This is a genomic window from Nibrella viscosa (assembly GCF_039541875.1).
Lineage (GTDB): Bacteria > Bacteroidota > Bacteroidia > Cytophagales > Spirosomataceae > Nibrella > Nibrella viscosa.
Genome location: NZ_BAABHB010000004.1, coordinates 441,602 through 461,680 on the forward strand (window position 1 = coordinate 441,602; position 20,079 = coordinate 461,680).

A 20,079-nucleotide genomic window follows, 5' to 3' on the forward strand; every position below is an offset into this window, starting at 1 on the left:
TTAACTCGCCCGCTATGTCCGACGTCCGTATTGCGCCCATTGCCGAAACGCTACCTGAATTTCTCGAAAAGCATCAGTTTTCTGCGGTTGCCGTTCTGGTTGATTACCACACTCAAAAATTTTGTTACCCTTTAGTAAAAAACTGGCTGTCGAAACACACCATCATTCGCATTAAAGCAGGAGAAGAATACAAGCACCTGCATACCTGCGAAACGATCTGGGAGGCACTCACCAACGCTAATTTTGACCGCCACGGGTTGCTTTTGAACCTGGGCGGGGGCGTAATCGGCGATATGGGCGGTTTTTGTGCGGCTACCTACAAGCGCGGTATTGCGTTTGCGCAGATCCCGACTACCCTGCTGGCGCAGGTCGATGCTAGTGTTGGCGGTAAATTGGGTATTGACTTTCACGGATTTAAAAACCATATTGGTGTCTTCAAACTGCCCGAAACGGTTCTCATCGATCCCGTATTCCTTCAGACCCTACCGGAACGCGAGTTACGGTCGGGTTTTGCGGAGGTAATCAAGCACTGCCTGATTGCCGATGCCGCGAAGTGGGACGAAATTCGCCGGCGCGATCTGACCGAGCAGAACCTATCCGAACTGGTCGCTCATTCGGTAGCCGTGAAGCAGCGGGTGGTGGAACAGGACCCTACCGAGAAAGGATTGCGGAAAATTTTGAATTTTGGCCATACGCTGGGTCATGCCGTGGAAACTTATTTTCTGGCGCAACCCAGAAAGCGGTTACTGCATGGCGAAGCGATTGCGGTGGGTATGGTAACAGAGGCCTTTCTGGCCCATCAGAAGAAAATGATTGACGCTACCTTGCTGGCGGAAATCGAAGAGTACATTTTTTCCGTATATGGAAAAGTAAACCTGACCGGGGCCGACGTTGAACCCATCGTGGCGCTGACCCTGCAGGACAAGAAGAACCAGGGAAAACAGGTACGCATGGCGCTGCTGGACGGACCCGGCCGCTGCGCTTTTGACATACCGGTTACCAGGGCCGAGATGCGCCAGGCGCTCGATTATTATCGGGGTTAACTAAATTGTTGTCCCTGACAGTCAGAACGCTAAACAAAGGCTTACAACACTGAGTTTGATTCGAAAAGTCATACATTTCACCAAAAGTCGCTTTTTAGTCCATCTTAACTGTTACAAGTCTATTATGAAAAAACTGGTTGGCGTTCTTGTTGTGCTGGCGGTCGTCAGTATGGTTGGTTGTATGCCCGGAAAATTGTTTGTGGAGCACGATTACAGCTACGAAGGGCATTTCAAAGATTACAAATCGTTTAACTTTCTGGAGTGCGAATACGTCGACTCCACACTGCTGTGCTCCGACATTCAGGATGCCATCCGGCATCAGATGGAAGCCCGTGGCTACCGGGTGAGTAACCGAAACCCTAATCTGCTCATCTCTTACAATATTTTCCGGAGCGACCTGCGCTTCCGGGGGTATCAGCAACCGGTCATTAAAGATTGGGTTGTGCGCGAGGATGATGATGCTACGTACAAACGGATTGACTACAACCTGGACGAAGGCACGCTGATGATTTCTCTGATTGATGCAGAGACGTATCAGGTGATCTGGAAAGGCTATGCCTCCAAGATGCTTCGAAACCAAAACTTCAAGAACAATTACTTTAAAGGAATTGTCCGTTCTATTTTTGACCAATATCCCCTTATGGCTTCGCAGAAATAGCGATTCCACCACCGCACAGAAACTTCTACTTATTCAGCCGGCTCTGGGCCGGCTTTTTTCTTGCTTCTCCTTTCAACTGTTCAGGTAAATTCTTCATAGCCTGATAAATTTACCTGAACAAGCTTACCCACTATCTATTCCTTTCGTCTGTAATGCTGCCAAGTCCTCTTTTTGTCGTCGGCTCAGCCAGACAGCCGGCTGTTTACCCTTGCGTAAGCTCCCGGAAAATGCCCTCCAGCGAGCTTTCCTGCTGTTTCAGGCCGACCAGCGTCAGGCCTTTATCGGCCGCCAGCCGGAATACGGCAGCCCGAAGATCGGCCTGCCGCTGGGCTACCAGCCGGTAACGACCCTGCCCCAATGGCAGCACCTGTTCAACACCCGGCAGAGCGGCCAGTAGTTCCGGTTGCGCCAGGTCCTGCTCAAACTCCGCAACAACCGTGGTTTTATCGTCGGCGGTGGCGCGTAGCTCGCTCAGTGGCCCGTCGGCGACGATACGCCCCCGGTTGATGATGATAACCCGGTCGCAGACGGCTTCTACCTCCTGCATGATGTGAGTGGAGAACAGAACGGTTTTGTCTTTGCCCGCCTGCCGGATTACTTCCCGGATCTCGGTCAGCTGGTTAGGGTCGAGGCCGGTGGTGGGTTCATCCAGAATAAGTACAGGCGGATTGTGAAGCAGGGCCTGCGCCAGGCCTACACGCTGGCGATAGCCTTTGGATAGTTGGCCGATGCGCTTGGACTGCTCCCGCTCCAGGCCTACAAGCTCGATCATGCCGGCAATGCGGCTGGTCAGGGCATTACCCGATAGGCCGTGCAGGGAACCGGCGAAACGCAGGTACTCTTTGATGTACATGTCGAGGTAGAGCGGATTGTGCTCGGGCAGGTACCCCACGCTCCGGCGTACGGCCATCGGGGCGGTGCGCACATCAAAGCCGTTGACCTCGATGGTGCCTGCCGTAGGAGGGAGGTAGCCAGTGACGATCTTCATCGTAGTAGACTTGCCGGCGCCATTGGGGCCCAGGAAGCCGACAATCTCGCCGGGCTTTACCGAGAAGGAAATCTGATCGATGGCGCGCTGACCGCTGCTGCCGTATTGTTTGGTAAGTTGCTCGACGCGAATCGACATACAGAACCTCGACTTGGGTTGACGCGGCAAAGGTAGCCATTTTGCCCCATAGTTAGCCAACGCACGTCGGGTAAACTCCCTACGCTATTGACTCTGATAGATAGGAAGCGTTACTTGCTGTCTTTACGATATACAGTCCGCCTTTAAACCCTTTCTCCTGTAAAATAGTATGCTGAGGCCCTTGCTTCTGTTCGCCAGCCTGATGCTGATCAGTATTAGCTGGATAAGCCTGAAACCCGGGCAATACACGGTTCCCGTTGCCGCCGACAGCCTGTTACTCATCAGACAGAATGAGCAGGCCGGTACCATCGCTGTTTTCCGGCAGGGGGGCAACGAGCCGATCGTCACCCAGAACGCCAAAGCCGATTTCCGGCCGTATCTGCACCCCATTGTGGCTCCCGACGGCAAGGGCCTTCTGACCGAATACAGTCCGGGGCACCACAAGCACCAGACCGGCCTGTACTGGGGTTTTACCCGGGTCAACGGCCGCGATTATTTCCACAACCCCCAGGGCAGCCACTGGCGTAGGGTATCGGCTAAGGTATTGCAGGCATCAGGACCGGAGGTGAAATGGCAGACCGTGTACGACCTGTTCGATGACAAAGGCAATGCTGTTTTGACCGAAACCCAGACGTGGTCGATGCGGGCGCAGAACGGTACATACCTGCTGGACCTGGAATGGGCGGGCGAAGCAAAGACCGACGTTACCATTGGCAAATACGACTACGGCGGGCTGTTTCTGCGGATGCCGTGGAAAGAGGGGATAAACGGCGAAGTGATCAATGCCGCCCGACAGCGTAACGAAAAAGCCGAAGGGCAACGCGCTATGTGGGTCGATGTGGGCATGCAGGTGGAGGGCCGCAACGATCTGGCCCATATTGCCATTTTCGATCATCCGGACAACAAAGGCTATCCGCAGTACTGGCGGGTCGATGGGCAGTTGGGCATTGGACCGGCGCGGGCGCGTATGGCCGACTGGACCATCAAAAAAGGGGATACCGAAGTCATTAAACACCAGTTGGTGGTCTATACCGGCACCCTTAACGATGTGGAGCTGACCGAAACCTGGAGTAGGTTTAGCGGCCAGAACTCGACCTACGCCCTGTGGGGTATTGCCCAGCAGGAAGGCCGGTCGGCCAAGTTCCTGTCGCCGGCAGAGGCTGTGGCGAACATGACGGTAAAAGACGGTTATCAGGTGAATGTCTGGGCATCGGAGCCGATGATGACGCAGCCGATGGCCTTTTGCTGGGATGACCGGGGCCGGCTGTGGATCGCCGAAAACCGCGATTATGAATCACGCGGGCGCGGGTTCTCCAATGCCGGTAACAGCCGCATTCTAATTCTGGAAGATACCGACCACGATGGCAAAGCCGACAGCAAAAAAGTATTCATGGAGGGCATTGCTTTTCCGGCCGCCATTGCCGTAGGCTTCGACGGTCTTTTTCTGGGTGCTCCGCCAAACCTGCTCTTTGTGCCGGACAAAAACGGCGACGACAAAGCCGATATGGACGATATTGAAGTTCGGCTCACCGGTTGGGGTATTCGTGACCGGCACGAAACGCTGAACAGCCTGCACTGGGGCCCCGATGGTTGGCTGTATGGTTTGCAGGGGTTTGCTACGCCCTCCAAAGTAAGCAAGCCCAAAGGCAAAGGCAAGCTGTACCGGCACAAGGACCCGTTCCCGGAGAATATTCTGACCGGCGAGGGAGTCGATATCAACGGGGGCGTCTGGCGGTATCACCCCACCAAAGACCGGTTCGAGGTGGTCGCGCACGGCTTCAGCAACCCCTGGGGTATCGACTACGATTCGAAAGGGCAGTTGCTGATGAGTGCCTGCGTCATTCCCCATCTCTGGCACGTGATTCCGGGCGGTATCTACCACCGGCAGGGCGGGCAGCATTTCAACCCATACGTGTATAACGACATCAAGACCATTGCCGATCACCGGCACCGCTCGGCGCATGGCGGAGCCAGAGTGTACCAGTCGGATGCCTTTCCGAAGGAGCAGCAGGGCCGTATTTTCATGGCCAATATCCACGAACACGGTGTGCTGTCGGATATTCTGGAGCGTAAAGGCTCCGGTTTTGTGGGCCACCACGGCGATGATTTCATGATGGCGAACAACGCGCAGTGGGTTGGCTTCAGCATGGAGGTTGGTCCGGATGGTGGGTTGTATGTGCTGGACTGGCACGATGCCGACATCTGCGGGAATGAGGTGGTCAACGGCGAAACCGGCCGTATCTTCCGAATTACGCCGAAACAATCCCTGGCCGGGAACTGGAAAGGCCGCTACGACGACCTCACCAAAATGACCGACCAGCAACTGGTGGCACTCCAGACCAACCCCAGCGACTGGCATGCCCGCCGGGCGCGGACTATCCTGCAAAACCGGGCGGTGAAAGGTAAACTCGCCAGGAAAACGCATGAGCAGCTTCGTGCCATTTTCCAGACCAATGCCAACCCGGACTGGCGGCTGCGGGCCATGTGGGCGCTGCATGTAACAGGGGGCTTTACGCCGACGGACCTGTTCAAGTCATTAAGCGATAAAGACGAATACGTACGTGCCTGGGCCATTCAACTGCTGTGCGAAGACAAGGCGCCGTCGGCAGAAGCCGTGGCTGCTTTCACCCGGATGGCTAAGGACGATCCCTCGCCGGTAGTGCGGCTCTACCTGGCGTCGGCCCTACAGCGCGTTGACCCGACTGCGGCCTGGCAACTGAGCGAGCAACTGGCCATGCACAAAGAAGATGCAGAAGATCACAACCTGCCCAAAATGCTCTGGTTCGGGATGGAACCGCTGGTGAAGGTGAATCCGGCGCGGGCGCTGGAACTGGCCGGTCGGTGTGACATTCCCATGATCGCCAACTTTACCGCCCGCCGGGCCGTGGATGCCGATGCGATGGACGTGCTGGTGGCCGCGCTGGATAAAGCCCCGAAGATGCAGACGGCCATGCTGGAAGGTATGCGCGACGGTATGGAAGGCCGCTACGATCTGAAAGCGCCGGCTAACTGGGCTGCGGTTTATGCCAAACTGAAAAATGGCAATGGCCGCACTGCCCAACTGGCTACGGATCTGGCGCAGCGGTTCGGCGATACCGAGGCTGTGCAGAAAGCCATGACCACGCTGAAGGACAAAAATGCGCCCCTCGAACAACGTCGGCAGGCCCTGCAACTGGTGACCAACCGCAAATGGCAGGAACTCGCCAGCGAACTGCCCGCACTGCTCAGCGATCCGGCGCTGCGCGTCGATGCCATCCGGTCCATTGCCGCCTTCGATAGCGAATCGCTGGGTAAGCTCTTGCTATCCCGGTACAAAGACTTTACGGCTGCCGAGAAACTTCAGGCGGTGCAGACCCTCTCGTCGCGGCCGCGCTACGGCTGGATGCTGACCCAGTCGCTGAAGAACAACGATATCCCCAAGCGGGATGTGCCGCCCTATGTGGCGCGGCAACTGTTGCGGGTAGTGGGCAGCGGCTTTGTGGAGGTATACGGCCCCATTGAGCAGTCGGGCACCGATGAGCGGGCCTATGCCAAATACCAGCGTCTGCTGACCGCCAAAGCCGTGAGCGGTGCTGATCCTGTAAAAGGCCATTCCGTCTTTCAGCGCACCTGCGGAAGCTGCCATAAGATGTACGGCGAAGGCGGGATCATCGGCCCTGACCTCACCGGCTCCAACCGCGCCAACCTGGATTACCTGCTCTTCAATGTACTAAACCCGAGTGGAGATATTCAGGACGATTACAAGATGGTAGTCATAACCACCCGCGACGGCCGGACCTACTCCGGCAACGTCATCGGCGAAAACGAGCGGCAGGTGACCATGCGCGTGGTAGGGCAGGACCCGGTGGTACTGAGTAAAGCAGCTATTCAGTCGCGGGAGGTAACGCCGGTTTCGCTGATGCCTTCCGGGCTGTTCGACAGCCTGACGGATGCGGAGGTGCTGGATCTGGTGTCTTTTCTGCGGACGACAGAGCCGGTGAAGCAGGCAAGGAAATGAGTTTGAGGTTTCAGGTTACGTCTGTACTCGTTTATCCGATAGCTCTGGCATTCTGATTAATGTCTCTGATAAGGTCGAGCAGCTCATTTGACTTATCGTTGAAAACGCTGACGACTCCCCCGCTGTCAATGTCGGTAAATGGGGGTCTGAACAGGACTTTGGGTTCAATGACACCGTTCTCGGCCAGGTAATCGATCAGCGTGTTGATAAAGGTCTGCTGGACGACGTTTAAAGGGATATTTTCGGTAAAGGAGGCAAAAGCGGCTTTGGCGACTGTTATGTCCAGCCCTACAATGCTACGAACAAACTCACCTAACGGCCGCTCTCCTAATATCCCTTTGAGTTGATCTTTTGACTCGATACCAGCTTCGTCAACCAGCATCCGCTCGAACTCACTTAATTCGCTTTCCGTTATTGGCGTGTTGGCCCGCAGCTTACGAATGGTCAGGTGGTTGATGTTTTTACGGATGATGCGCTCCATACGGTCCCGGTAGGCTTCGCTGCTGGTATAACCTACTAAGTGTTCATGAACTTTTTCCTCACCGTCAAACACGTCGGTAAAATTGGTATAGATTAGTGGGCGGGTCTCTTTATCAATGTGCCTCACCAAGCTGCGAATATGTAAGCGAACAGGCTCTAACTGCGGTATACGCACACCCGACCAGAAATCCTGACCGGCCAAATTATCAATAAGGTCCATTTGCTGGGCTACTTGTGGAACGCCCCCTTTTTTTTGCAGCCCTTTGGCCGTCCGCTGGATTCGACTGGTTAACGAGGCAACCTGCTTAGGCTGGTTAGTCAAACGAGCCAGTTGGTTTTGTAGTACCAATAGGTCGAATCGGCGGGCGGCTTCGTCACTCCGTTCATCGTTGATAAGCGGAGCTATGTGCTTGGAGAGATTTTGCACATCCGCATCGTCTAAGGCCCGCCAGCGGCCGGCGTCTTTATAGCGGCTGACCATCTCCCAGGCTTTGCGCACCAGGAACGAATCCTCGTCAAGCGCCTGCACCTGGCCATGGAGCGTTTGCAACAGTTCAGTACGATATGCCAATAGCTCAGCGTCACCGTCGGTGGGCAGTGCTATGGCCAGCCGTAGCCGGGTTTTGAAAATCTGCTCGCTTAAGCTAGGCGGAACGGCCGGGTCCAGCTCATCCAGCGGTTGGCTGAAGAAGGTGAAATTGTCGCAGAAGTCGAATATGTAGAAGAACTCCTTATGCTGTTCAGGACCGAACAGGTCAGGGCGAAGCCGGGTACCCCGGCCGATCATCTGCCAGAACTTAGCTTTGGAAAGGACCCGTTTAAAAAAGACCAGGTTGACAACTTCGGGAATGTCTACCCCGGTATCGAGCATATCGACCGATACAGCAATCTGGAAGTCATTCTTTTTAGGGTCTGAAAACGTATTGATCAGCGTCTCGGCCTCATCAGCCCCAACGGAGTAGTCGATCAGCTTACAGAACTGCCCGCGATATTTTGGAAACAGGCTATCGAACCGCTGCACGATGTACTTGGCGTGTTCGTGATTTTTGGCGAACACAATGGTTTTGCCGAGCCGATCGCCCCCTTCAACCTTTAGCCCGCGCTCCATGAGGTACACCAATACCTTATCAATAGTATCCTGGTTAAAGAGCCAGCGATTTAACTCATCCGGATCAAAGCTATCGGGAATGTTGCCATCCTCATCGCCAAAGGTTTCTTCGTACTCCTCTTTCTCTTCGGCCGACAACTCATCGTACCGTATACCCTGACGCGGAAATTTCAGCGGCACGGCTATACCCTTGTACGGCCGCAGGTACCCATCATCTACGGCCTTGCCTAATGGATAATCAAAGGTGGGTTCGTGCTGAGGCAGGTCAAAGAACGCGTAGGTGTCGCGGTCGGTTTCGTCTTTGGGAGTAGCCGTCAGGCCCACCAGCAGGGCATCAAAATACGCGAAGATGGCACCGTACTTTTTATAGATACTCCGGTGAGCTTCATCTATAATGACCAGATCAAAATATCCAACGCCGAGGGTACGTTGCTCTCCGTTCCAAAGCGCATCAATCCGGTTCAGAATGGTCTGATAAGTCGAAAAGACAATATGCGCTCCGCTTATATCGTCTTCCTTGAGCAGGTTTACACCGGTCAGGTGGGGTACATAGCGGCCAAAGCTGTCGCAGGACTGGCGAACCAGCGTGCGCCGATCGGCCAGAAACAACACGCGCTTTGCCCAGCCGGCCCTGAACAGTACGTCAACCAGAGCAGCGGCTGTGCGGGTCTTGCCGCTACCGGTAGCCATGACCAGCAGGGCTTTACGGAATCCCGCGCCAACGTGTTCGCCAACGGCCGAGATAGCCAGCCGCTGGTAGTAACGATCAGCAATAGACACATTAACCTTCTGGTTTATAATTGGGAGTGCCGTAGTACGACGGGCAATAAGCCGCTCCATTTCATCAGGTTTATGAAAGCCCTGGACCGGTCGGGGTGGGTAACGGGTATCATCCCAGACGTGGGTGGTGAAACCGTTGGTATAGTATAGCAATGGACGCCGGCCAAAGCGTTTTTCAAGCGCATCGGCGTACCGGACCGCCTGCGCCCGGCCCTCATCGGCATCCCGGCTGGTGCGCTTGGCTTCGACAACGGCCAATGGTAGCCCGTCTTCTCCCCACAGTACGTAATCGGCCCGGTCGGCTGGTGATAATACCTCTTCCAGGGTGCCGTTCTCGTTCGGTTTACGGGGGCCAGGTTTGGTGGCCAGTCGCCAGCCGGCTTCACGCAGCAGCCGGTTTATGTATAGCTCGCGGGTTTCCTGCTCGGTGAGTACCCCCGTGTAGGTGCGTAGCGGCTGGTTACGCTGCTCCAACTGCGCCCGCAACTGCTCAATCTCGGCCGCCTGAGCGGATAGTAATTGCTGGTTGACCTGAATAGCCTCCTGCTGCTCGCGAAGTAGCTGCTGAAATTCCTCGCGTTCATCGGCGGTCAGGTACCTCCGCTGCGTAGGCAGCAAGTCTTCATCAAAATCGACCGGCAGGCCACTTGTGCGGATGTAGAGTTTGTCGAACAGGGTGGTGTAGCCGAACAGCACCTTCAGCATGGGGACCGAATCGCCCGAACTAAACTGAGTTTGCGCGTCGTGGGCGGCTTTGTTGCCGCTGTTCTTCAGCAGGTGCAGTTGCCGGTGCAGATCGGCCGACAGCATATTTTTGAAGGCCGGATGCTTTAACAGGTTGTTTAGGGTTTGCTCCTTCATATCGGCCGGCAGGTGGGGCGTTAGCCGGGGATCATTGGCATACTGCCAGTGGACCAACTGCTCCAGTGCCTTGCGGGCGTAAATCAAGGCCATCTCCGGCTCTATATGCGCATACTGCTCGGCCTTCTGAGCCGTTTCATAAGTGGCAGGATGATCCGTCTGGAGGAAGTAAAAGTTAGAGGTCATAGCATAACGCTGTGGATTTACCTTTTTATAGTATCCTTATGCAATCTCCACTCGTTTATGGATTAGGTAAGATCCGGGAAGAGGTCATTATAGCCAAATCTAATGAGTTGGGGCTGTAATCAGCAATTGAACGCCTAGCGTCTCTTCTATAGCAGATAGGGTATCGATAGTAAAGTTGTGCGTACCACTCAGCCAGCGTGTTACAATAGAGGGTTGCTGATTCATACGGGCCGCAAATTCGCTCTTGCTCCATCCTTTGGCTTCCAGGGCATCAGCAATGCGGGCCGCAATAGCCATTTGCTTATAGGTGCTGGCATACGATTCAGGGGTAATGCGTTCCATTACTCGTTGTAAGGCTGCCCCCCGGTTTCTTTTTTTACGTTCCATGAGGTATTTTAACTGCTGTAAAGCTACGCGTCAGTGTCATCAATCAATAAATCACCGGTCAGACAGTTGCCGTCCCATTGGATTACTCCTTCTTTGATAGCTTTGTTTATCCGGATTGATATAGTGCGCAGTAGGTAATTTTCTTCCGTAAGTTTGGCGTCTTCCTGAAATGCACGTATCTCTTTTGATTTGAACCCGCCACCGCCTAGAATAATGGCAATCGTTCCATACCGTATGCAGTATAACCTTAGGTTCGAATTTGGTTCATCGTAGAGTGCTTCAATGCCGTCGCCCATTCCTAGCCTGCCTTCCTTATCTTTAAAGTAGCCAGGACGGGCCCCCAGACGGGCGATAGCTTTTAGTCGCTCAACTATAGAGTTTATCTCATCTGGATATGTATTTTCGTTTTCTTTAACGAACCGGTCAAAGAGTGTTTCTTCGTCATCACCTAAGGCAATGCTGTAGATAGCGGCTCCGTTTCCGGTAAACTCCTCTAACTCAATAATCTCAAACTTCTCAACAAGTTTCACAGAAAATTTCTAGTACAAAGGTAAAGCAAGTTTAGGTGTTATTTTACTTATAAGTAAAATTTTGAGCGAAAGGTTCTTTGAATGACTGGTAACGTGCACCATCACCCGCCAAAACTTTCCTGCAACAACCGCCCAAACAGCGCTTCACTTTCGGCCATTTGCTGCCGGACTGCCACTTTCTGGTGCTCGATATTTTCGATGATTGAGGCAAATTGTTGTTGAAGAGAGAGGGGGGGGATCGGAATCTCAAACGATCTTATATCATCCTGGTTAATACTTGATTGATTAACAGCGTCTTTAGCTCTACCTAATATTTGATTTTTTACATATGTAGAGTTTAGGATGTATATTGTATAAACAGGATGTAATGCGCTCTTGAATTTTACTCGCATCATATTGGATTCAAATAGCGTTGGTTCTGCTAATCTCGGTATTAATGCACTTTTACCTAAATGACTTCTACTGTTCACGCGGTTTATAACAATATCATTTTCTTCAATTAGGTATTGAGCAAGTTCACTGCTTGTTGCCGCTACTCTTTTTAAAGAACCGATGTCTACGATTTGACCATTATAAAACGAATCAATTCGCAAAATCGGCGTTCCAGAGCCATAAGCAGAAGAAGGTTTATACAATCCGTTTTTAGGCCCGTCTTGGATCATATTGCCTAGGTCGCTTACCTCCCACTCCTTCTCATTCGTCACCGGGTCACCAAACATATCCAGAAACACGCTTTGGGCCAGTTCATCATAGTAGGTCAGCAGTTGGCGGTCTTTCTGACGCAGGGCATCGGCCCGGTCGAGCAGGGCGGCAATCCGGCGTTGTTCGGGGAGGGGGGGGATAAGTAGGTTTGTTTCTTCAATATAGCGTTGGAGCTGAAGATTTATAATACCGGTTGTTTTATTCTGATAATTCAGCGTCTGCTTATTTAAATGGTTTCCAAAGAGAAACCAGAACAGAAAACGTGGGAACACCCCGTTTTTGGGCCGGATAACAGATGTGAAGTTGCTGAACAAGTAGTCTTCATCTGCTACATCAAAGTATACAACTCGGCCCACAGGTTGATTTGGACTCCCACCTGATTTTTCTATTATTATATCACCAGGCTTAAGCTTTTTTTGTTGTATTTTCTTCTCCGGAATATTACGGGTAACTACGTCTGAAAGGTCTAGATAACCTTCATTTGTGAAGTTTGTTGAACGTAAAACTTTCACGCGACTTCCCTCTTCTCCCCATTCACCAGAAATAGGGGATTCTATGACTTCACCCAGCTTAATAGTTTTGGTCATTGTATTTTCGAGTCCTTTGTAATTGTTTGTTGTAGTAAGCTTCGCCCTGCTTCTGTCAGCATATACTGGCCGGTTTTATCAGCCCCTTCAAATACGATCAGGTCAGCATCACGCAGCGTTTTCAGGTCATTCTTAACGGTACGCTCCGTTACGTCAAGCTCCCTGGCCCAATCGGCTGCGGTTCGCCGAAAACCAAACTGCACATCATACAGAATTTTCACCAGGCGTCGGCGTATGGGAGCTGTTACAGGGAAATTTACAGGGAAATTTACAGGGTAATCAGGGACATTTACAGGGACATCGGCTCTGACGACACCTGCGGGTTCAATAACCGTCTGGTAAACCGGCACCGGCACAATTGTCCGGAAAATATCGCCTTCAATAAATTGCACCGTACCCTGTGCATAATGTGGTATGTATTGGGTCACATTACGCACGCCTGAGCCCAGCCGATCCATCAAGCCAATTTCCCGAAAGACATTAGCAATGTTCGGGTTTTTAGGATAAGGGGTGAAGTTGTTTGGATCGATAGGGCCGCTATGGTAGGAGCGGTTGGCATTTTCGAGTACCACCTCTGTCGGCTCAATAACCAGGCGAGCCACATGGGCGCTGTGTAGATTATTTGGGTTATTGGCTAAAGCCACCAGGTCTTTGCAAAGTTGGTTGGCTTTTTCAAGTTCTAATCCTTCTACCGTGCCGTTGTCAGCAATACCCAGCAGCAAGGTCCCCCCTTCCCGATTCAGGAAAGCGGCCACTGTCTCAATAGCATTACGAGGCAGTCCCTGGGCAGCGCTTTTAAACTCCAACTGAATACCTTCCCCTTGCTGCAATAGGTCGGCAAGCTGATGTCTCGGCATAGATAGATACGGATTAGTTAAGAAACAGCCACACCAGCCGGTTGAAGCATTTCTTCCAGCGCCAGCAAATCGGCCTGCCGCTGAGCATCGAGGGCTTTGATACGCTTCAGAATAACATCCGGTGTATCATATTGCTTTTGGGCATAGACCACTTCCTTGTAGCGGTTTATGCTGAGGTCATAGGCATTGGCCCGAATGTCGTCAACGGGTACCAGAAAGCTCTGATCGGTGCGGACACGGTCGGCTTCTGCATCCAGGTGCCGCCAGCGATAGACAATATCCGGTATATCGTTTTTCAGCGACTCACTGGTAACTTCACCCGTTTTCAGTTGCTCAATCAGTGTATCAAGTTCGGCAAACTTCTCAAAATCTGCACCGGTTTTCTGCCGCTTATCGTCGAGGCTATAGCCATCGGCCCGCATATCGTAAAACCAGACCTGATCGGTACCGCCCGTTCCGGTTTTGGTAAACACCAGCACGGCCGTACTCACCCCCGCATACGGCTTGAACACCCCCGAAGGCATAGAGATTACCGCCTGCAACCGATGATGCTCAACAATCTCCCGCCGAATCTGCCGGTGTGCTTTACTGGTACCAAACAGTACGCCATCGGGCACAATTACGGCCGCCCGGCCGCCCGACTTCAGCCCGCGCAGAATCAACGCCAGGAATAGCAGCTCCGTCTTTTTAGTCTGTACCGTCCGGATGAGGTCGGGCAGTACGTGGTCGGCATCTAACGAGCCTTTAAACGGTGGGTTTGCCAGCACCAGGGTAGCCTCGTCTTCAAAGTTGGCGTTGGCCGTGCTGAGAGCATCAACGTCCATAAGTCGCTCTGTTTCGATGCCGTGCAGCAGCAGGTTCATAGCCCCAATTCGGATCATGGTCGGGTCGAACTCCATACCCATCAGCATCTGTCGGCGGTAGTGGTCCTGTACAGCCGGTTTCATCAAGGCCTGCCGGTGTACCTGCCCAACGTATTCACCCGCCGTGACCAGGAAACCCGCCGAGCCGGCCGAGGGGTCGCAGATCACGTCGTCGGGTGTTGGTCCCATCAGCGCCACCATCATTTTAATGATGTGTCGGGGCGTACGAAACTGCCCGTTCTGGCCCGCCGTTGCAATCTTGGAGAGCAGGTATTCATACACATCTCCCTTAGTGTCGCGGTCCTTCATCGGGATTTTATCGAGCAGCTCGACCACCTGACCCAGCAGCCGGGGCGTCGGAATCATAAACGTTGCTCCCTTCATGAACCGGCTAAACGCCGACTCCTCGGCCAGGTTGCGCATGAATGCAAACGCACCATCCGGCATGGTAAAGAGCCGGTACAACTCATTCGGGTCCTTATCCTTGAAGCGGCTCCAGCGCAAATCGTACTGACCGGGCTGATAGATCGGCGACTCTATAGGCTCACCGGTAAAGTTTGCCTGTTGTTCCTTTGCCGTTTGCAGTTCATCGAGCCGGCGCAGGAATAGCAGGTAGGTAATTTGTTCAATAACCAGGATGGGATTTGAGATGCCGCCTGTCCAGAAGGCCTCCCAGACTCTATCAATTTTGGAGCGAAGATCGCCGGTGAGCATACAGAGAAAGGTTAAACGTGGTTGCGATTGCGCATGAAGTCAGAAAACCAAAGCAACAAATCTGCTAAAATATTAGCGTAACTGGAAAGGGTGTAGCGGGAAATTCAGGAGATGGCCACTATACTGTCTCTACCTCCTCCACCTCGCGACCCAGGAAATAATCTTCAATAAACTGCCATCGTTGGGCATCAGTCATGTCCGCTGTAAAGAAGGACTTGAGCAGGTCGACCGAACGCTTTTGGCGCTCATGCACTTCTTCCACGATACTGTTGGTGTAAGCGGAGGTAGCAAATCGCTCAATCTTAAGCGGATCGTTGATCCGGATAAAGATCTGTGGCATTTCACCGCCCGACAGTTCATAGGTTGCCAGGTCGAATACCTCCAGTAAATAGGCCAATTTAATCAAATCGCGGTTTTTCTCGGCATCAGTCGAGATAAACTTCCGCAGCGTAGTCTCGTTCTCGGGCAGGCCGCCAAACAGTGTTTGAAACTTCTGGCGGGTTGAGTTCTTCACCTGAGCCAGCGCATAGTTGATAACCCGGTACTCGGTTTCGCCGTCTTTCTGCGACTTGCGGGTCTGTATGAAGTTGGTACCCGAAGGCTGCGTGTGACCATTACGGCCAAAGTCAGGCTTTTCGCTGTACAAGGTTGTGAGCAGGTTGGCTGCCTTTCTGGCCAGTGACTCGTCACCAAAAGCTGTATGCAACTGTCGCATGAGCTGGTCTCTTGAGAAAAAGCCATTGAACTGGTACAGCACCGTTTCCAATTGGTTCAGGCGCTCGGTCAAGGCGTTCAGCGTCTCCGGCCAGTTCTGTTCCAGGGTCAGGCAATAATGCAGCCGGGGCGTAACGGTTGAGAGGCCCAACTTCGCAAAGAGGGTGCCGGCAAAAAAGTCGGCTTTCACTTTAGGAAAACTCTCATCGGGCATATTGGCCTCCCACAACCGATCAAGTTCAATCCGATAACACACGCCTGTATCAGCTTTAGGCAGAATAGAGCCACCTCCTCTACCTGTATACGCCACCACTCTGGCTGGGCGGGCCGCCGTGTCGAGCCGGCTAATGAATGCACCAAACCGGGCCTCAAAGGCAGGCACCTCGGCGGTAGCTACTTTGGCGTATACGACCGAGAACAAGGCCTTAGGCCGCACAATGAGAACGTTATAATTGTAGCGGGCCAGGTAATCCTTTTCCAGTACCAAGAGCGCACTCTTTACCTTTTGCTCGGGGTCGGTGTCGTGCGGGAAGATGTAGGCAAAGTCCTCCACTGATACCAGGAAGTTCCGCTTCCGCTTGAGCCGGTACATATTCCATAGCTTACGCAGCACCAGGCCTACCTGGTATTGTTTGAGCGACGACAGACCAAATAGCACGTTGATGAACTTCATGTCACGTTCGTTGTAATCCGTGCCGGCTACCCCCGTCAAACCCGGCTGGCGGGCTAATCGGCCAAACTCCTGTACATAATCGGCCAGGGTACCCGACGGCGCGTGGTGATATACCTCCTGAATATCGGATACGTCGACGCCCATACCGAACGCTTTAGTAGCCAGGACCACCAGGACCTCACCTGTCTTAAACCGTCGAATGGTATTCTCCCGCTCATGTGCCCCTACACTACTATAATAGCTGGCTACACGGGAACGTGTTTGGCTATCGAGCAGCGGCATTACATCCCGGATTTGACTGATCCAGGGAAAGTACACTATTCCTTTGGTGCCACTGGCAACCATCTGCCGGATGCGCATAGCCGTTTGCGCCAGTTTCTGCTGTTCATGATTCCCATTTCCCTCTACCAGCGCAGCGTGCCCTATGCGAAAGCTAATCTCAGGACGAATGATGTTGCCGATGTATTTGGCCGGGTTTTGCATGTTCAGACTTGAAACGGTCTGATATACCAGGTCATTGGGGCCATCGTACACGGCTGTGGCGGTTAAGGCCAACACCGGAAAACGGTGCGGTGAATACTTCCGGATCTTCCGGATGTAGTTGCCGAGGAACCAGTAATCGACCCGGAAGTCACGCCCCCAGGTGGTAACCAGGTGCGCTTCATCGACAACCAGGAGGCCCAGAGGGCGCTCCCCAATAAAGGTGCGGATGTCGTATGACAGGAGCAGCTCGGGTGATAGGTAGAGGAGCGATATTTCACCCCGGCCAATCTTATCAATAGTCTCCTGCCGCTCAATAAGCGAGATGTCCGAATTAATGTAAGCCACACCCTCAAAGTGGCGGTCACGGCGAAGTGCCTCAACCTGATCGTACATCAGGGCTTTAAGGGGAGAAATGACAATCGTCATCAACGCATACTGCTCCGCCAGGAAAATGCCCGGCACCTGAAACAGCACTGATTTTCCCGCACCGGTAGGAGAGGTTAAAAAGATGTCTTCATAGAGATTACCCGAGCGGGCAGCCTCGCTCTGCCGAACAATATGCTCCACAACCGCTCCCTGTGAAATATCGTCAAGTTGGTTACTGACTGCCGGGTCCTGGTAAAAGCTCAGCATCCGAAACTGAGGCTCAGGATTAGCCGGTGTACGCCAATGGCGCTGGAATGTACTGAGAATGGCAGGTCGGCATTCATCAATACGCTCAACAGGGCGGGCAAAGAACCCATACGGTACATTGGACTGCTGAAGCAAAAAATGCAGGATACTCAGTTCCCGCTTCTCAGCGGTTGTGCGTAGGCTGTTCTGGTCAATAAGCACCATCACCGGTTCAGCCACCGGCTCGTTACGGAACAGTTTACGTTTGAATTCCTGATAAACATTATCCGAGGATTTGAAAAGGATAACGTTACCTGGTATGGTATCTTCAGGCAGGGAGACAACGGCAGGTAATTCCCCTACACCATCAAAAAAGTCCCGCAAGGCAACATTTGATGCATCTGTTGCTTCATTAGTCAGATACTGAACATACTCCTGTTCCCCCTGTCGGAAGCAGTTGGCGTAGAATGAGCAGAAGACCTCATCTTCCTGAAAAGGCTTATTCTGCTCAATCGTCCATTCTACATCCATGTAGCTGTGGTTCGATGGGTTAGGCACCCGCCGGTAGAAGGTATTCTCGAACACAACGAACTGCCGGCCTAACCGTTCGAGATTACGCACCTCCTGGGAGAGTTTGAGAAATTCCTCATAAAACAGGATGGTATTAGAAGACGAAGCCTTACGCAGATGAAACGCGTAATCCAGAATGTTCTGATCAATATAGTCAAGGTTAATTTGCCCCTCCGCATTAACAGCCTGTACATCTACCAGTGGGTAGTGTTCGCTCAATCCTTGCACGAAAGAGACCGGAAAACCTTTATAAACGAACACCTGATTAGCGGCCGGATATGAGGCAGCAAGTTGGTTGAGGTGCCAGGGCAGTAGTGCGTTGAACATAGCAGAGAGGGTTAAGGTGAGACATGCGGCTCATCACTGGCGAACCAGCGTTACCAAACCAGATACACCTCTTTAATCTGCTATTTTGATGCCAATAGAAAAATTAGCTTATTTGGCCAAAACCAGAGTTCTGCCTTATCAAATCCTGAAATTGCCTACCAAAAAATGATATGAGAGTCTTAATCTCCTGGTATGCTTTCAATAATGACTTTGTTGGTTCGGAAGCAAATGTAAAAGGACCTACCTACCAGTTTCATCAGCATTTCTTCGATCACGACCAGCACCTTATTCTATCATCGGAAAAGGAGGATGACACCCGGTTGAACGTGCTGATGAATCGGTTAGCCCTGGATTTTCCACACCACCGGGATAGGATAAATCACCGGTATATGGACATTAATGATGTTATTGACATGAGCACTATCAAGCAAAAGATAGAAGCGCTCTTGCTGAGTATGTCCGACCATGAACTGGATTTATTCATTTCACCCGGCACCCCTGCTATGCAGGTTGCCTGGTACCTATGCCACTCGACGCTACACTTAAAGACGCGTCTGCTCCAAACGCGGCCACCAAGTAAGACCAAATCCGGGCAGCCCGAGCTGGTGGTTACTCAGGCAGAAGAGTCGTCGATGCCGGTTTCGATGGTAATCCGGGAGGAACTGCATCAGTCAACACATGCTGAAGAGGCTGATCATCTTATTCTCCCCTCCATACAACCTGTGTATGATCGTGCTTATAAACTGGCACAGACCGACCGGGTCACCGGCCTTATTCTGGGAGCCAGCGGTACAGGAAAAGAACACCTGGCCAATTATATTCATGACCATTCCAGCCGCCGTACAAGAAAGTTTATTTCGGTCAACTGTTCGGCTCTGGGAGACACATTATTGGAATCCCGCCTGTTTGGTTACGAGAGAGGAGCCTTCACCGGAGCCGACAAGCGAACCGATGGCTACTTCGATGCCGCTAAGGGAGGAACATTATTTCTGGATGAAATTGGCGACATATCACCGTATATGCAGCAAAGTCTTTTACGGGTACTACAAACAGGTGGTTATATGCCGGTAGGTTCAACTACTGAACGCAAAGCAGATGTACGCATCGTAGCCGCCACCCACCGATTGTTGCGCCAGGAGTGCGAGGCCGGCAAATTCCGCTGGGATTTATTCTACCGCTTAGCCGTAGCCGAACTTCATCTGCCTTCTCTGGTTGAACGGGGAGCCGCTGAGAAGCGAACGTTGATCGAATACTTCTTAACGAAGAAACAAAGCTCTTTTCGCCGGGCCAAACCGCTTAAGCTCACGGCGGCAGCCTGGCGCATACTGGATGCCTATTTATTTCCGGGCAACATACGTGAGCTTGAAAATCTGATAGAGTCCCTATACGTCTTTTCGGGTGAGACGGCTGATGTAGCCGATTTACCGGATTGGATACGCCTGCCATCCTCCTCAACGGCCTCGTTCTCCTGGCAGGAACATGAGAAAGCACTCATCCAACGCGCTTTAACGTACCATAGCGGCAACAAAGCCCGTGCGTGTGCGGCTCTGGGCTATGGCTCAATCAATACCTTAGCCAAAAAAATTGTAGACTATCAGATCGGTTCAACTCCTGAACAATAAGCTCGTGCTGACTACACCTTGCTTTGGTGCACGTAAAATATTACTTCTCAGCGCTCATACCCGGCGACCTCTTTACGAACAGTATATGATGAGCGGGGCTAAAGGTGAAGGGGCGTTCGCATAACCCGATAGAATCAGGCTGCTTACTTCGTTTGCGTAAGTTTAGTTTAAAGTTTAAAGTTTCAGGTTCCGGGTATTT

12 protein-coding genes are annotated in these 20,079 nt (G+C 52.4%); 4 read left to right on the forward strand and 8 right to left on the reverse strand.

Translation table 11 applies throughout. From position 1 onward, the window contains the following. Positions 1-14: 14 nt before the first annotated feature. Both aroB and ABD931_RS13585 read left to right on the forward strand, forming a co-directional pair. Positions 15-1,043, forward strand: coding sequence for a 3-dehydroquinate synthase (gene aroB / locus ABD931_RS13580; RefSeq protein ID WP_345267956.1), 1,029 nt, complete (start codon positions 15-17; stop codon positions 1,041-1,043). 124 nt (positions 1,044-1,167) lie between these two features. Next, positions 1,168-1,701 carry a DUF4136 domain-containing protein gene (locus tag ABD931_RS13585; protein WP_345267958.1) on the forward strand — a complete coding sequence of 178 codons (534 nt, stop codon included), beginning with the start codon at positions 1,168-1,170 and terminating at the stop codon, positions 1,699-1,701. A gap of 202 nt (positions 1,702-1,903) precedes the next feature. On the opposite strand, the gene gldA is transcribed toward ABD931_RS13585, so the two are convergent. Further along, complete coding sequence (gene gldA / locus ABD931_RS13590; protein WP_345267961.1) at positions 1,904-2,827, reverse strand: gliding motility-associated ABC transporter ATP-binding subunit GldA; 924 nt, start codon at positions 2,825-2,827, stop codon at positions 1,904-1,906. A gap of 169 nt (positions 2,828-2,996) precedes the next feature. On the opposite strand from gldA, the gene ABD931_RS13595 reads away from it, so the two are divergent. Continuing rightward, complete coding sequence (locus ABD931_RS13595) at positions 2,997-6,824, forward strand: PVC-type heme-binding CxxCH protein (protein WP_345267963.1); 3,828 nt, start codon at positions 2,997-2,999, stop codon at positions 6,822-6,824. 31 nt (positions 6,825-6,855) lie between these two features. Here ABD931_RS13595 and ABD931_RS13600 read toward each other — a convergent pair whose 3' ends face one another. From ABD931_RS13600 to ABD931_RS13630, 7 genes are all read right to left on the reverse strand, one after another. Further along, positions 6,856-10,239: a DEAD/DEAH box helicase family protein gene (locus ABD931_RS13600; RefSeq protein ID WP_345267965.1), complete on the reverse strand. Its 3,384-nt coding sequence runs from the start codon at positions 10,237-10,239 to the stop codon at positions 6,856-6,858. A 99-nt stretch (positions 10,240-10,338) separates the two neighbouring features. Then, complete coding sequence (locus ABD931_RS13605) at positions 10,339-10,626, reverse strand: helix-turn-helix domain-containing protein (RefSeq protein WP_345267967.1); 288 nt, start codon at positions 10,624-10,626, stop codon at positions 10,339-10,341. 23 nt (positions 10,627-10,649) lie between these two features. Then, positions 10,650-11,156: a hypothetical protein gene (locus tag ABD931_RS13610; RefSeq protein WP_345267969.1), complete on the reverse strand. Its 507-nt coding sequence runs from the start codon at positions 11,154-11,156 to the stop codon at positions 10,650-10,652. A 101-nt stretch (positions 11,157-11,257) separates the two neighbouring features. Continuing rightward, positions 11,258-12,445 (reverse strand): restriction endonuclease subunit S, encoded by a 1,188-nt coding sequence (locus tag ABD931_RS13615; RefSeq protein WP_345267971.1) that lies wholly within the window; start codon positions 12,443-12,445, stop codon positions 11,258-11,260. Further along, the gene (locus ABD931_RS13620; RefSeq protein ID WP_345267974.1) at positions 12,442-13,302 is read right to left on the reverse strand and encodes an RNA/DNA-binding domain-containing protein; all 861 of its coding nucleotides are present in this window, start codon (positions 13,300-13,302) and stop codon (positions 12,442-12,444) included. The genes ABD931_RS13615 and ABD931_RS13620 overlap by 4 nt, the downstream gene beginning before the upstream one ends. Before the next feature lie 17 nt (positions 13,303-13,319). Further along, positions 13,320-14,879, reverse strand: a complete 1,560-nt coding sequence (locus ABD931_RS13625; RefSeq protein WP_345267976.1) for a type I restriction-modification system subunit M — start codon at positions 14,877-14,879, stop codon at positions 13,320-13,322. Positions 14,880-14,997: 118 nt separating this feature from the next. After that, positions 14,998-18,258 carry a DEAD/DEAH box helicase gene (locus tag ABD931_RS13630; protein ID WP_345267978.1) on the reverse strand — a complete coding sequence of 1,087 codons (3,261 nt, stop codon included), beginning with the start codon at positions 18,256-18,258 and terminating at the stop codon, positions 14,998-15,000. Between the two features lie 170 nt (positions 18,259-18,428). On the opposite strand from ABD931_RS13630, the gene ABD931_RS13635 reads away from it, so the two are divergent. Further along, the gene (locus ABD931_RS13635; protein ID WP_345267980.1) at positions 18,429-19,880 is read left to right on the forward strand and encodes a sigma 54-interacting transcriptional regulator; all 1,452 of its coding nucleotides are present in this window, start codon (positions 18,429-18,431) and stop codon (positions 19,878-19,880) included. Positions 19,881-20,079 lie beyond the last annotated feature (199 nt).